Consider the following 15,034-nt stretch of genomic DNA (forward strand, 5'->3'; position numbering starts at 1 on the left):
CAAAACCGCTGGAGCCATCAAGATCAATGTGTAGATCAACGACGAGCGGCTAGCAGCCCTAGAGCAGGCGGGGATGGCGCAATTGGCCGAGGAAGCATTTGCCGGCATGAAACTCCTGGCGATCTCCACCACGGAAGAGCAAAAAGATCTCATCCTGCAGCGGTATGGGTCGGCCAAGTACGACTCTGCGACCACCCGCTCTATCGAGTTGCTGCCAAAGCAGGCCAAGGACAAGTTGCTAAACCTGTCGATCACCATGCGGTCGACGGGTTCTGACGTCACGGGGCGCTTCCTCGAGGAGGCATAGCCTCCCACAGCCCCGTCGCCGGGTAACGCCGCGGCCCCGCCTCCATCTGGGGGCGGGGCCGCGGCCGTTACCGACGATCAGCGGACCAGACCCGCTGAATCAAGCGGTCTTGCAAACGAGTGGCCACCACATCATTGATCCAAACCGGTTCGGACGCGGGCTTTTACGTGACGGGAACCTCAGCCGCGGCCGGCAGTGGCGCAGCGGCTGGCAACAACACCCCGCGCGGACGCGCATACCGAACCCAGGTCAGTGCTGCGGCGGCGATGTAGCACAGCAAGAAGATCCAGAACGCGGGTGTCTCCGTGCCCGTACTCACGTAGGACTGGCGCAACACCAGGTTGATCGCCATTGCCCCCAGCGCCCCGAGGGAGCCGGCGAATCCGATCAGCGCACCCGACATCACGCGCTCCCAGTGGCGGCGTTGAGCCCCGTCGAGATTCAGCGAACGACTGCGCTCCCGAAACACCGAGGGGATCAACTTGAAGACCGACCCCTTGCCGACGCCGCAGAAGATGAACAGCGCGATGAAGCCACAGATGTAGCCGATCATTGTGGTGCCCGTCACCTGGCCGTTGGGGCCACGGGTGAGATCGTCGTGGGTGCTGACCGCGACCAGGAATCCGCCGGCCACGATCATCGCCGCCAACGCCGCGAAGGTGACACGACCACCTCCTACCCGGTCCCCCAGCCTGCCGCCGAAGATGCGCGACAACGACCCGAGCAGCGGCCCGATGAACGCGATCTCTGCGGCATGCAGCGAGGCTTGCGCATGGGATTCTCCAGCGGCAGCGAAGTTGTGCTGAAGCCCCTGGCCGAAAGCGAACGCGAAACCCAAGAACGAACCCGAACAGCACAAATAGAGCAGCGCGATGCCCCATGAATCGGGCACCTTGAGTACCGAGCGGACGTGGGCTAACTCGATGACGTGGGTCAGATTGTCCATGAACATCGCCGCACCCAGTCCGGCGATGGCAAGCAGTACCAGGTAGACCGCACACACCAGATACGGAGCTTCGTGCCCGGCGGTGGCCAAGACCACAAGGCCCACCGCCTGAATGGCCGCCGACCCCAGGTTGGACAAGCCACCGGTAAGCCCCAAGGCGAACCCCTTCAGACGCTGAGGGTAGAACGCTTCAGCGTGCGATAGCGAGGCGGCATAGTTGCCACCCCCCAGGCCGGTAAGCGCCGCACACACCAGATACGGCCACAACGGCAGACCCGGGTTGGCCAGTAGCACTACCGCCCCGATGGTGGGGATGAACAACACGGCTGACGAGAACACAGCCCAGCTGCGGCCACCGAATCTCGTGGTTGCCATCGCATAGGGAATACGCACCAGCGCTCCGACCAACGTGGCTGTGGCGCCCAGCAGCAGCTTGTCCCCGGTCGAGAAACCGTAGACCGACTGCGGCATGAACAGCATCATGACCGACCACAGATACCAGATCGAGAAGCCCACATGTGCGGTCACGTTGGCCCAGATGAGATTTCGCCTAGCGATGACACTATTGCCGGCATTCCAGGCCGATACGTCCTCAGGATCCCAATCTGCGATGCGATGGGTAGGCGCCATGCGGTAGTTACCTTTCACAGACGACGTCGGGTGAATCATCGAATCACTACTAGTTGCCCGGGAGTCCAACGCAGGGCGTATCGGGGAGTCGGTCTCTTCATCGAAAACCGCTGGAGTTGTTGCCATTTCGCTACCACACCGGGCTTGCCCGCACACAGCGCGTGGAGATGTACCGACACGAGGGCTGTTCTTGGACCGCCGGATGCCGCTTCGGGCGCGTCCAAGCATACCGGGCCGTCGCCGCGGGGAGTCCCGCCGATGATCCGGCCGCGCCCGAGGCCGGCCTAAACAACCCGTCAGCACATGTTGACGAAAACTGTAAGAACACTTGCCATCCTCCGCGTCACATGTCGCCCGCATGTTTGGCAAGCCGAATATTGATCTGTTCCGCAGGGACCGTTGGCCGTCGATAATCGACGCGCGGTTATGGCGAGCCCCACCGCCATCTTGGGTCGAAAAAAGATTGCTAGCTGGTCCAACTAGTCAAACCGAATTCGGGGCGCTCAACAACTCGATACGGCGCATGCACAGGAGATTTCCAGCAGACTGGATCGGTACATCCAGCGACCGTATGCACCCGCTCACACCCTGATTCTCCGAGAGGCCGCCGGGCCAATTCATGGCCAGATATTATTGACCTCCCAGCCCGAGTTCTGTTCTCCTGCACGAGTCCGGATTCCAACGCCGGCGCGCCAGACTCCGGGGCCGGAAGCACGACACAAGCCCACGACGTAGCGCGAGAAGATGTCCAAGGCGCCCAGACGTAGATGGTAGCTCCACTTCGCTGAGCCAAGTAGTTCCGTATGTCACACGACCACAACGCAATCGGGGCTCCGGTCGGCAGATTCCGAAATAACTGGCCGGGTGGACGGCTTGAGCGCGGCGCTCCTCGGCCGGGGCCAGGTCGGTGAACCACGGGTTGGCATCGCCATTAGGGCAGGACCAGCCGTTGGTTTAGCTGGGGCCCCAGGTGGTGGGCAGCATCGGCAGTTGTGGGTCTCCGCCGTGATGGCTGGGTTCGAGAACCGCTATCCCGGCTGGGGATTGAAGAGACTCCGTAGGGGAGGTTCCCGCGAAGCCCAGTGTCCGCACCTGGTGTTCACCGAACATCGCCGCAGCTACCGGGCTTAGCGATGCGGCAGCTGGCGCCGATGTCAGCAGGGTTTCCGGCATGGTGCCCGACGGTCGATTGCCCGTCGGTTCCATTGCAAAAGGCTGATTCGCCGACGAGGCTGTCGCGGTATGTGCAGCAACGGGGGCGGCACTCGCTGTTGCCAGTCCCGCGTTGGCGGGCCCGGTGGGCAAAGTTGCTGGCTGCGCGTACAAGCTTGGCAGCAATGGGAGGTTTCGGGCGATATCAATATCGAACGCAGCCGATAAGCCGCGCTCAGTGCCGGTCAACGCCACAGCCGTGGCAATCCCCGACGCAAGAAACACCGCCGAAACCGGTGGCGCTAAAACCGCGGACAGTGCCGCTAAAACCGCGATCAAAGGAGAGAGCAGCACGGCAAGCGCGACGGACAACGCTATCAGCCAAGCCAGTATCTGAACCAAAATGGGAAAGGCTGTGAGAATGTCCAAGACAAGCGCAACCGGAAGCAGAAAGATTGCACCCACGGCCAGCAGGGCAAGCACCAGGGCCGGCAGAAATTGTCCCGCCAGAAGGAGGGCGAGAAGTTCGCCAGGAACTTGCAAGAGCAGCAGAATGCCATCCCAAAAAAGCGAGAGTATGCCGGGTTGGCCGGTCGCCGCCAGAGCGCTGGTTGTGCCGATCTGGGCTTTGAGTATGGGCGGGGCTGGTGTGGTGTGGGGCATCGAGGCCAGTGTCGTGCCCGAGACGACGGATCCACATCCGCACGTAGTCGGCTTCGTTGACCGCGATGGGGATGGTGTTAAGCCCAAAGAAATTGGTCGCTAACAGCGCCGTGTGGGTGGTGTGGTTGATGGCCAGCTCCGCCAGTGTCGGCATCGCAGCCAGCGCACTGGTGTAGGCCCCGGCCGCCACCTCGTGCTCGGCCGCCGTCGCCGCGTAGTCGGCGCTGGTGGTGGTCAACCACGCCAAATGCGGCGCGTGCGCATCGACATAGCTCTGCGCGCTTGTGCCTTCCCACGCGGCGGCCGCTCCACCCAGCAAGGTGGTGAGCTCCTCTGCTACCGAGGCGTGTTCGGCAGAAAGTGCCGTCCATGCCGTCGCGGCCTCATACAATGGGCCGGGGCCCGGGCCCGCGCTCAACAACGCCGAATGCACCTCCGGCGGCGAAGCCATCCAAACAGACGCCGCCATCAAAGCCCTCCTGGAACTACTCGTCGTCGCATCTCTACACCCAACGCAGGACCCGTGATTCGGTCCAGCAACGCCGCAGAGACCATTTACTCAAGCGATACGCGCCCCGCCTCCGCATCTACATCGGCTGGTGCTCAAATGATCGTCGCCGTCGACCCCTAACCGATCGGCCGGCACGGCCGGCGACATCATTCTCATTGCGTCCAGCTTGACCAGCGCCATCCATTCCTGTGCCTTGCAACGTTATTCATGTGCCGTTCGACACCACGCCAGGACCATCGGCGATACCAATCACCCGCGAAGCACCTCTCGCGCCTGCACCGATCAGCGTTGGCCCGAAAGCTTCACGACACTTCCAGCGTGGACGTTACCTAAGCCATCCGGAGCCGGCGCAAGCCTTCCTGGGCAAACGCTATTCACTCATAGATTTTTCATAACGCCTGTATCACCCACGTCCGAGTGATCATGACCAAAAGCGAGTCTGGCGAGTCCCCGTTTACCGATTCCAGCCCACTTTTGAGGCGGCCGGATGTAGACCATCCCGGTCCTATTCGCACAGAAGTGTTGTAAGCCTTGGGAAACCAACTCCGGTCCGTTGTACCGAGGACACCCGGCCCACTTGCATGCAGAGACGACCTTGACCTACAGACTCGATATCGCCGATTCAGCCGTAGCAGTGGCTAACGGTAGGTAGAACACGCCGGCCGTTGCTGCGACCGACGGCGCCTACGGTGGCACGAGCACCGACAACGACCCGAGCAGCGGCCCGATGAACGCGATCTCTGCGGCATGCAGCGAGGCTTGCGCATGGGATTCTCCCGCGGCAGCGAAGTTGTGCCCAAGCACCTCGCCGAAAGCGAACGCGAAACCCAAGAACGAACCCGAACAGCACAAATAGAGCAGCGCGATGCCCCACGAATCGGGCACCTCGAGTACCGAGCGGACGTGGGCTAACTCGATGACGTGGGTCAGGTTGTCCATGAACAGCGCCGCACCCAGTCCGGCGATGGCAAGCAGTACCAGGTAGACCGCACACACCAGATACGGAGCTTCGTGCCCGACCCGCTCACGCCCGGATTCCAACGCCGCCGTGCCAGACTCCGGGGCCCGAAGCGCCGGCGGCCTGCCTGGGCGAACTGGTGCAATCTGCTGGAAATCTCCTGTGCATAGCAATCTTCGAGTTGTCGGGCACCAGGAGTTCGGTTTGACTGATTAACAGACGGTGAAATCGCGTTGAGTAAAAATCGACGTGCAATGGCGGTGGGGCTCGCCATAACTGCGGTCATCGACGGCCAACGGTCCTGCGGAACAGTTCGGTTTCCGGCTGCGCAATTGCGCCGCCGGACGTGACGCGGAGGATGCCAAATGATCGTTGAGTTTTCGTCGACATGCATCAAGACGGCTGGGTCCACGCCGCCCGCATTGTCGAGATGTCATGCCATCGAGTCGGCCGGTAAAGCGCGCTGATCGCGTATTCGTCTGATGCGTGGTGAAACTCGCTGCATTCAGAACACGAAAACCACTGACGTGGCGATCGAGCACCCGGATCGCAGGGGCATTCGGTCCCGGTCTCCAAGAGCCGACGAGTAGGGGGCAAACTAATGCTGGATTACGGGGCCCTGCCGCCAGAAATCAACTCAGCCAGGATGTATTCGGGGCCGGGTTCGACACCCTTGATGGCGGCCGCCGCGGCATGGGATGTGCTGGCCAATGGCCTGGATTCCGTTTCCCGCGGCTACGCGTCGGAGATCACCCGATTGCACGGCGAAAGCTGGTCTGGCGGTGCCGCTGTTGCGATGACCAACGCGGTCACCCCCTACGTGTCGTGGATGACCGCCGCAGGGGTCCAGGCCGAGGAAACCGCCCCTAGGGCTCGTACGGCGGCCGCCGCTTACGAATCCGCTTTCGCGGCGACGGTGCCACCAACACTTGTCACGGCCAACCGCGCCGAATTGGCCGGGCTGATTCTCACCAACCTCTTCGGTCAGAACAGCGCCAGGCTCGCCGAAACCGAAGCGGCCTACCAGGAAATGTGGGCTCAAGATGCCGCCGCCATGTACGGCTACGCTTCATCGTCCTCGGCAGCGACCCTGCTGACGCAATTCACCCAGCCGCCAACTACGACCGTGCCCGCCGGCCAAACCGCCCAGGCCGCAGCGGTGGACCAGGCCGCCGGCGCTTCAGCCCCCGGAAACGTGCAGGCGGTGCTGTCCCAGCTGATGTCGGGCGTGCCCCAACAATTGCAGAGCCTCGCCCAAGCCGGATCTTCAAGTTCAGCCGCATCCTCAGCGTCCACACCCGTGCTCAGCGCCTTCAGCGCCTTCAACACCCTCACCGGCCCCGCTAGTTTGGCCTCGAACTTCAGCCGAACCAGCACCTCGGCACTGAGCGGCTACAGCGGCATCTACCGGTCGGCTATCCAGGCGAGTCACGATGCCGCCAAGGCGGCCACCTCGGCAGTCAGTACCGAGGCGGCACGGGCAGGTTGGAGCGGCTCCGGTGGCCCGGTGCTGGCGAGCGCGGGCACCTCAACAACGTTGGGCAAATTGTCGGTTCCGCAGAGCTGGGCGGCGACAAACCCGGCGGCCTCGGCCATTGCCGACCCGCACTGGCTCTCGGACGCCGAACTCGACAGCGGCCCATCGTGGCAGGAGATCCCGGCGACGAACATGTGGAATGACGTGCCGCCCGCGGGCGCCGGCGCGACAGCATCGGTGCTGCGCCCGACGGTAAACAACATGCTGCGGGTCGGGGCGCGCCAATTCAAGATGCCTCGTCCTTCCCTAGGCGGCTAGCCCCCGGCCCCTGAGCTCTAAGCGATCGCCGCGACCGCGGCCCGCGGATTCGACCGGCCGACCGTTGAGAAAGGAACGCCGATGTCGGATTTCGGGGCGCTACCGCCCGAGATCAACTCGGCCAGGATGTATTCCGGTCCGGGATCCGGACCGTTGCTGGCGGCCGCATCCGCCTGGGACGCAGTCGCCGCTCAACTGGAGCTCTACGCGTCCGGCACTTCTTCGGTACTGGCCGAACTACTGGGCCAGACTTGTTCCGGTGCAACAGCATTGATGGTCGCCGCCGCGGTGATGCCGCACGTGGCGTGGGCGACGACGATGGCCGCACAGGCTGAGCAAACCGCCAGTCAGGCTCGCGGGGCCGCGGTGGCGTTCGAAATGGCCTTCACCGCTACCGTTCCCCCGCCGATCGTCTCCGCCAACCGAATTCAGTTGGCGACACTGATCGCAACCAATTTTTTCGGGCAGAACACGCCGGCCATCGCTGCGACCGAGGCCGCCTACGCCGAAATGTGGGCCCAAGACGCCGCCACCATGTGGTGGGTACGCCGCATCCTGTTCGGCCGCAACCATATTGACTCCATTTGGCCGGCCGCCGCGGATCACGTCCGACGGCGGACAGTCCGGCCAGGCGACCGCGGTAGCCCAGGCCTCAGATCTCGTCCCGGGGCAAGCACGGGCAGCGCTGATCTCCGCTGTGCCGCAACAATTGCAGGCCCTGGCGTCCGGGTACTCCGCGAATGCGACCAACACAACCAGCGCGACAGCAGCGAGTCCGACGTCTGTTTCATCGGTCGTGTCCCCATTGGCATCTGCACCGCTCACGGCACTCGACAACGTCAACACTCTGACCGGCCCTGCGAACCTCGCCGCCGCCTTCAGCCGTACCACTACCTCGGCGATGAGCGCCGGCACCGGGCTGTACCGAACGGACCTGCAGACCGGCCCCACCGGGGTACGGCCGGGCACAGCTGGACTCCGACCGGTGGGCGCGGCCAATCTTGGCGGCACCGTGTTGGCAAAATTCGGCGAAGCGGTGCCGGTCGGCAAATTGTCGGTTCCGCAGAGCTGGGCAACGGCTAGTCCGATCGCTGACCCGACAAATACGCCACTGGCCCGGCCGGAAATAAACCCCCAGGGCTCCGGCGTTGTTGATTAGCAGGCTTGTGAGCTGGGTTGATGATCTTTGGTGCCGCGCTATTGGGGCCGGAGTGTAGGCACGGGCTATCTGGAGAACGATCGAGTTGGTTACTGTTCGTCGTTGGTCTGGAGTTGCCCGTGCCTACCGTTTCAGTATTGCCTGTGTCGTCGGTTCCAGAGGTGTTCGACCGCTGGAGTCCTGGTGAGCGTAGCGAGCTCATCGGATCGGAGTTTCTCGATGTGTTGGCCTCGGTGCCAGACCCGAGGGACCCACGCGGTCGGAGGTATTCGCTGATGGCTTTGTTGGCGATCGCGGTTCTGGCCACTGCCGCGGGGATGTGCGGCTATGCTGGTTTTGCCACATGGGCGGCCACCGCTCCCGATGATGTGTTGGCCTAATTAGGGGTCCGGTTCCGGCGGCCCAGTGAGAAGACCTTCCGCGCTGTTTTGTCTCGGCTAGACCCCGCCGACCTCAACGCCAGGATGGGCAGTTACTTCACTGCACACGTGGCCAGCAGCGACCCCAGTGGATTGGTGCCGATCGCGTTGGACGGCAAGATGCTGCGTGGTGCTTTACGCGCCAAAGCGACAGCCACGCATCTCGTGTCGGTGTTCGCCCACCGTGCCCGATTGGTGCTCGGTCAACTCGCTGTCGCCGAGAAAAGCAATGAAATTCCCTGCGTACGTGCCCTGCTCACGCTGCTGCCGGGTAGCTTGCGGTGGCTGGTCACCGTGGATGCGATGCATACCCAGGTCGTCACCGCGAAGTTGATCTGCGCCACCTTGAAGTCGCACTACCTGATGATCGTCAAGTCCAACCAAGCCAAAATACTTGCGCGTATCACCGCGCTGCCCTGGGCCGAGGTGCCCGCAGCCGCTACCGACGACTCCCGCGGCCACGGCCGTGTCGAGACCCGCACCCTGCAAATCATCACCGCTGCACGAGGAATCGGCTTCCCCTACGCAAAACAAATCATCCGGATCACTCGTGAACGCTTGATCACCGCCACCGACCAGCGCAGCGTGGAGGTGGTCTATGCCATCTGCAGCCTGCCGTTCGAGCACGCCCGCCCTACCGCGATCATGACCTGGATGCGTCAACACTGGGGAATCGAGAACAGCCTGCACTGGATACGCGACGTCACCTTCGACGAAGACCGTCAAAGGGCACATACCGGAAACGGCGCACAGGTCCTAGCAACGCTACGCAACACCGCGATCAATCTGCACCGCCTCAACGGCGCCGACAACATCGCCGAAGCCTGCCGGATCACCGCTTTGACCGCCAACCGCCGCCTAGACCTCCTCAATCCACAATTCCCCAGCTCACAAGCCTGCTAATCAACAACGCCGGAGCCCTGAATAAACCCCCAAGCTGCGACAATGACGGCCGATAATCCGGGGGCAAATATCTTGGGTGCCGCGCCAACGGCAGGCTCGCAAAGTCGAATGGACAGCGTGGTGCTGCGCAACGGGCGCCGCGCATTCAGGATGCCCCGTCCCGCCTTCGGCGGTTAGCGGCCGAGATCTGCTGCCCTCGCGGGAGCACCACACCCGCTGGACACTGGCCGACTGCCCGAAAGTAGCTTCTAAACATAATGATTCGGCAGTCCACATGGTTCGCGGGCACTGTCAATCGGCCGCCTATTGGGTACCAGCGCTGGCCGAACGGACCAGCGGCAACCACCAGGCACCGGCGCGCATCCGGGACGTGACGATCATCCTGAACCCTAAGTTGAGCAGCTATGAATACAATGAATGAATTGACAACATTCAACGAAAAAATCATCATGTGACAAATTAATTAGACTGAAAAACTTTGGTCATATGAATTTTCCGTTAATGGCAGTGCGGACGTCTTGATTGTGGATAAGCTGCAGCAGTCCGGGCCATCAAGACACTCGGGGGCTGGCTCGAACAGACAAACGTTTGCGGAGGTGTTGGATGTCTTTCGTATTCGCAGTGCCAGAAACTATGGCGGCGGTGACCTCGGAATTGGCGACCATTGGGTCAAACCTCGAGATGGCCAACGCGGCGGCGGCCCTGCCCACGACCGGCCTGCTGGCAGCCGGCGCCGACGAAGTGTCAGCCGCCATCGCGGCGCTGTTCGACGAGCATGCCCTGGGGTATCAGACAATCAGCGCGCAGGCTTCGGCCTTCCATGCCCGGTTCATGTCGGCGCTCAACACCGGGGCCGGGGCGTATGCGGCCGCCGAGGCCGCCAATTCATCTCCATTGCAGGCCCTACAAGACCTGACGCTCAACGCGATCAATGCGCCCGCGCAGTCGCTGTTCGGCCGGCCGCTGATCGGTGACGGCGCCAACGCCACGACGCCGGGCGGTAACGGTGGTGCCGGCGGAATCCTGTGGGGTAACGGCGGGGCCTGCGCGACCGGGGCCGCCGGGCAGACCGGCGGCAATGGCGGCGCCGCCGGGTTTATCGGCAACGGTGGGGCCGGTGGGGCCGGCGGCGCGGGTGCCACCGGCGGCGTCGGCGGATCCGGCGGGATGCTGTTCGGCAATGGTGGTGCGGGCGGAAACGGCGGGACCGCGATGGTGGTCGGCGGCACCGGCGGCAACGGCGGGGCGGGCGGCAGCGCCGGACTGTTCGGCGCCGGTGGCGCCGGCGGGCAGGGCGGACAGGGTGCACAAGGTCCCGACGCCGTCAATCCCGGCCCGGTATCCCCGACCGGTCAGGCAACCTCGGGCACGGGCGGCGAGGTAGGAGAAAACGGCGGTCCGGGTGATTCAAGCACCGTGACCGGGGTAGAGGGCGGCGACGGCGGCTCCGGCGGCCAGGGCAGCCCCGGCACATCGACGGCATCGGGAGGTACCGGCGGCGACGGTGCCCTCGCCGGAGACGGCGGCCCCGGCGCGCTCGGCGGCACCGGCGGCGGTGGCGGCAATGGCGGCGCCGGTGCCAACAACTTTTCGGGTGGGTCCGCAACATCGGGGGGCGCCGGCGGTGACGGCAATAACGGTGGCGCCGGCGGCGACGGCGGCGCCGGTGCGGTGGGCGGTACCGGCGGCAACGGCGGCAAAGGCGGCGACAGCGGTAGTGGTGGCTTCTTCACTCCCAGCCCCGGCACTGGCGGTGCCGGCGGCGACGGTGGCCATGGCGGTTCCGGCAGCAACGGGCAAGCGGGCGGTAGCGGTGGCCAGGGCGGAGCCGGCGGGAACGGCGGACTGCTGGCCGGCGATGGCGGCGCCGGCGGCGCCGGCGGCCTGGGCGGCCAAGGCGGAGCGGCCGCAGCTGGTGCCAATGGCGGCGTAGCGGGCAACGGCGGCAACGGCGGCCACGGCCCATTCGGCGAGAAGATTCCCGCGGGAGGTAGCGGCGGCGATGGCGGCACCGGGGGCATCGGCGGTGACGGCGGGCTGGGTGGTGACGGTGGCGCCGGCGGACAGGGCGGTGCAGGCGGCCGCGCCGGTCTGCTGGCCGGTCTTGGCGGCGCCGGCGGCGACGGCGGCCTCGGTGGGACCGGCGGGGTGGGCGGCGACGGCGCACAAGACGGCCTCGGCGGCAACGGCGGCGTGCGCAACAGCGACAACCTGTCCTACGACGGCATTATTGGCAACGGCGGAGTCGGCGGCCACGGTGGAGTCGGCGGCCACGGTGGCGATGGCGGCGCCGGCGGCGAGGGCGGTTCGGGCAGCCTGCTAGGCGCCGCCGGTAGCGCTGGCAGCAACGCCGCCGGGGGCTCCGGCGGAACTGGTGGCCTGCGCGGGCAGGGGGGTGACCCCGGATCGAGCGGGCGTGCGGGCACCGGAAGTGCGGGCGCCGACGGCATGAACGGGACCGACGGGGAACCCGGTGATCCCGGCGGCATGGCCTGATACCTGCCGAGCGCGCACCCCGCATAGTGGTTGATCAGGGTGCCGATGCCCGCAGTCGCGGGCTCGGGACCGCTGGGCGCCCGAACCAGGCGGTAAGCGCATCGAAGAGTCCACGGTCGGTGAGGTCATCTCCTACCCAGGCGACATACCCGTCGGGTCGAATCAACACCGCATCCGGAGCAGCGATCGCGCCTAGTACCGGAAGCTCCCAGACACCAGCATATTTCGCGTCAATCGGCAGGACTCGATGCTGCCATCCCGCGATGTCGAAGCGGCCGGGCTCAGCGAGGTTGAGCAGCACCGGCCGGGCCGCATGCAGGTAGGTGAAGACCCGCCGCGGGCCATCGGAGGTAGCCAGGTCCAGATCGGGCATGCGGCGACCGAGTAGCGGGTGTCCCCCACCGAGGTCATAACGAATGTCTAGCCCGGACATCATCGCGGCAAACCTTTTTCGCGGCTCCTCCATCATGAGGAGCTCGGAAATGGTGTCGCTCAACGCTTTTTTGCGGTCGTCCATACGACGCAGCGCGACTTGGGCCATCGTGGTGCGTAGCACGCGGGCGACGATCGGATGGCGTTCGGCATGGTAGGTGTCGAGAAGGCTTTCCGGCGACCTGCGATTGACCACTTGGGCCAGCTTCCATCTCAAATTCACCGCATCCTGGACGCCCGTGTTGAGGCCCTGCCCGCCGACTGGATCATGCACGTGTGCGGCATCGCCGGCGATCAGGACGCGTCCCTGTCGGTACGTCGCGGCCTGCCGCGTCAGATCGGTGAATCTGGAAATCCAAGTGGGACTGTGAATCCCGTAGTCGGTGCCGTACACGGCGGTGAGCGCCGCGCTGAGATCGCCCAGGCTGGGTTCCCCGCCGGCATCGAGCTGCCGCTCGGTCACCACCACCCGTAGCGGACCACCGTCCGGCAACCTGGTGAAGCCGTGGACGCCGAGGGCGTCGTGGCGGACCGGGCCGAGGTTCGGGCCCGATTCGGACCCGACTGCCACCTCGACTTCGGCGATCAGCGCGCTCGTTGTCGGATCCCAGCCAGGGAAGTCGATACCAACCGCCCTGCGGACCAGGCTACGTCCTCCGTCGCACCCCACGACGTATTCCGCACGCAATGGCGGGCCATCAGACAGCGTGATGTCGACTCCGTTGTCGTCCTGGGTGATATCAGTGACTTCACATCCGCGATAGATCCGAACCCGCAGCTCGGCAACCCATTCGGCCAGGGCTCCGGCGTTGTTGATTAGCAGGCTTGTGAGCTGGGGAATTGTGGATTGAGGAGGTCTAGGCGGCGGTTGGCGGTCAAAGCGGTGATCCGGCAGGCTTCGGCGATGTTGTCGGCGCCGTTGAGGCGGTGCAGATTGATCGCGGTGTTGCGTAGCGTTGCTAGGACCTGTGCGCCGTTTCCGGTATGTGCCCTTTGATGGTCTTCGTCGAAGGTGACGTCGCGTATCCAGTGCAGGCTGTTCTCGATTCCCCAGTGTTGACGCATCCAGGTCATGATCGCGGTAGGGCGGGCGTGCTCGAACGGCAGGCTGTAGATGGCATAGACCACCTCCACGGTGCGCTGGTCGGTGGCGGTGATCAAGCGTTCACGAGTGATCCGGATGATTTGTTTTGCGTAGGGGAAGCCGATTCCTCGTGCAGCGGTGATGATTTGCAGGGTGCGGGTCTCGACACGGCCGTGGCCGCGGGAGTCGTCGGTAGCGGCTGTGGGCACCTCGGCCCAGGGCAGCGCGGTGATACGCGCAAGTATTTTGGCTTGGTTGGACTTGACGATCATCAGGTAGTGCGACTTCAAGGTGGCGCAGATCAACTTCGCGGTGACGACCTGGGTATGCATCGCATCCACGGTGACCAGCCACCGCAAGCTACCCGGCAGCAGCGTGAGCAGGGCACGTACGCAGGGAATTTCATTGCTTTTCTCGGCGACAGCGAGTTGACCGAGCACCAATCGGGCACGGTGGGCGAACACCGACACGAGATGCGTGGCTGTCGCTTTGGCGCGTAAAGGCACCACGCAGCATCTTGCCGTCCAACGCGATCGGCACCAATCCACTGGGGTCGCTGCTGGCCACGTGTGCAGTGAAGTAACTGCCCATCCTGGCGTTGAGGTCGGCGGGGTCTAGCCGAGACAAAACAGCGCGGAAGGTCTTCTCACTGGGCCGCCGGAACCGGACCCCTAATTAGGCCAACACATCATCGGGAGCGGTGGCCGCCCATGTGGCAAAACCAGCATAGCCGCACATCCCCGCGGCAGTGGCCAGAACCGCGATCGCCAACAAAGCCATCAGCGAATACCTCCGACCGCGTGGGTCCCTCGGGTCTGGCACCGAGGCCAACACATCGAGAAACTCCGATCCGATGAGCTCGCTACGCTCACCAGGACTCCAGCGGTCGAACACCTCTGGAACCGACGACACAGGCAATACTGAAACGGTAGGCACGGGCAACTCCAGACCAACGACGAACAGTAACCAACTCGATCGTTCTCCAGATAGCCCGTGCCTACACTCCGGCCCCAATAGCGCGGCACCAAAGATCATCAACCCAGCTCACAAGCCTGCTAATCAACAACGCCGGAGCCCTGCCCATTCGGCGAGGATCCGCTCAATGCGGTTTTGCCACAACGCCAGGCCATAGTTGTGTCGGGTGGGAAAGTCGCTGATGTCCAACGGGATTGCGGCAAATCGGGCGACCTGCGTGGCAGTACCTTGCGCGAGGAACCGGTCGGCGATGCCGCGCTGATCAAGAACCTCGATGGTGCGTGAATGCAGGCCGCCGGCACGCGAGCCAACCAGATCCTGGCTGACCCGTCGCTCGACGACGGCAACGTCAACCCCTGCCAACGCCAACTCACCTGCCAACATCAGCCCTGTCGGTCCTGCACCGACAACCACCACCGCATGGTCAGCCATCGGTTCGAGCCCGTTTCGCGATCGATCCGGCGACGACGGCTTTGGCATTTCGCAACCCCCAATTCCCACAGATCCCGGTCTTGGCCAGCGATTTTGCGCCCCACCCCCGGTCTTGCCGCAAGCCCCCAGTGCCCTATAAATTGAGAGTGGGGGGCAACTAGGGCTTGCCACT

General features: G+C 64.2%; 5 protein-coding genes and 7 pseudogenes. 6 read left to right on the forward strand and 6 right to left on the reverse strand.

What is annotated here, in order from left to right:
* The first annotated feature begins 34 nt into the window (after positions 1-34).
* Positions 35-307: a DUF6955 family protein gene (locus tag CKW46_RS23520; RefSeq protein WP_252872276.1), complete on the forward strand. Its 273-nt coding sequence runs from the start codon at positions 35-37 to the stop codon at positions 305-307.
* Positions 308-470: 163 nt separating this feature from the next.
* On the opposite strand, the gene CKW46_RS23525 is transcribed toward CKW46_RS23520, so the two are convergent.
* The 3 genes and pseudogenes from CKW46_RS23525 to CKW46_RS23535 all read right to left on the reverse strand — a co-directional run.
* Complete coding sequence (locus tag CKW46_RS23525) at positions 471-1,883, reverse strand: MFS transporter (protein ID WP_252872275.1); 1,413 nt, start codon at positions 1,881-1,883, stop codon at positions 471-473.
* A 954-nt stretch (positions 1,884-2,837) separates the two neighbouring features.
* Positions 2,838-4,167: pseudogene (locus CKW46_RS23530) on the reverse strand (PPE domain-containing protein).
* Between the two features lie 735 nt (positions 4,168-4,902).
* Positions 4,903-5,226 (reverse strand): annotated as a pseudogene (locus tag CKW46_RS23535) (MFS transporter); the annotation flags it as partial.
* A gap of 542 nt (positions 5,227-5,768) precedes the next feature.
* Here CKW46_RS23535 and CKW46_RS23540 point away from each other — a divergent pair.
* The 5 genes and pseudogenes from CKW46_RS23540 to CKW46_RS23560 all read left to right on the forward strand — a co-directional run bounded on the left by CKW46_RS23540 (position 5,769) and on the right by CKW46_RS23560 (position 11,939).
* Positions 5,769-6,962 (forward strand): PPE family protein, encoded by a 1,194-nt coding sequence (locus CKW46_RS23540; RefSeq protein ID WP_482052472.1) that lies wholly within the window; start codon positions 5,769-5,771, stop codon positions 6,960-6,962.
* A 126-nt stretch (positions 6,963-7,088) separates the two neighbouring features.
* A pseudogene (locus CKW46_RS23545) lies at positions 7,089-7,439 on the forward strand (PPE family protein); the annotation flags it as partial.
* 508 nt (positions 7,440-7,947) lie between these two features.
* A complete protein-coding gene (locus CKW46_RS23550; RefSeq protein ID WP_499018371.1) occupies positions 7,948-8,121 on the forward strand; it encodes a PE/PPE C-terminal domain-containing protein in 174 nt (57 codons plus the stop codon).
* Between the two features lie 119 nt (positions 8,122-8,240).
* Positions 8,241-9,443: pseudogene (locus tag CKW46_RS23555) on the forward strand (ISAs1-like element IS2404/ISMul1 family transposase).
* Between the two features lie 603 nt (positions 9,444-10,046).
* Positions 10,047-11,939, forward strand: coding sequence for a PE family protein (locus tag CKW46_RS23560; RefSeq protein WP_482052474.1), 1,893 nt, complete (start codon positions 10,047-10,049; stop codon positions 11,937-11,939).
* 34 nt (positions 11,940-11,973) lie between these two features.
* On the opposite strand, the pseudogene CKW46_RS23565 reads toward CKW46_RS23560, so the two are convergent.
* From CKW46_RS23565 to CKW46_RS23575, 3 pseudogenes are all read right to left on the reverse strand, one after another.
* Positions 11,974-13,170, reverse strand: a pseudogene (locus CKW46_RS23565) (FAD-dependent monooxygenase); the annotation flags it as partial.
* 17 nt (positions 13,171-13,187) lie between these two features.
* Positions 13,188-14,391 (reverse strand): annotated as a pseudogene (locus CKW46_RS23570) (ISAs1-like element IS2404/ISMul1 family transposase).
* A 138-nt stretch (positions 14,392-14,529) separates the two neighbouring features.
* Positions 14,530-14,862 (reverse strand): annotated as a pseudogene (locus CKW46_RS23575) (FAD-dependent oxidoreductase); the annotation flags it as partial.
* Positions 14,863-15,034: the final 172 nt, after the last annotated feature.

This window comes from Mycobacterium liflandii (assembly GCF_022354805.1).
Classification (GTDB): domain Bacteria; phylum Actinomycetota; class Actinomycetes; order Mycobacteriales; family Mycobacteriaceae; genus Mycobacterium; species Mycobacterium marinum.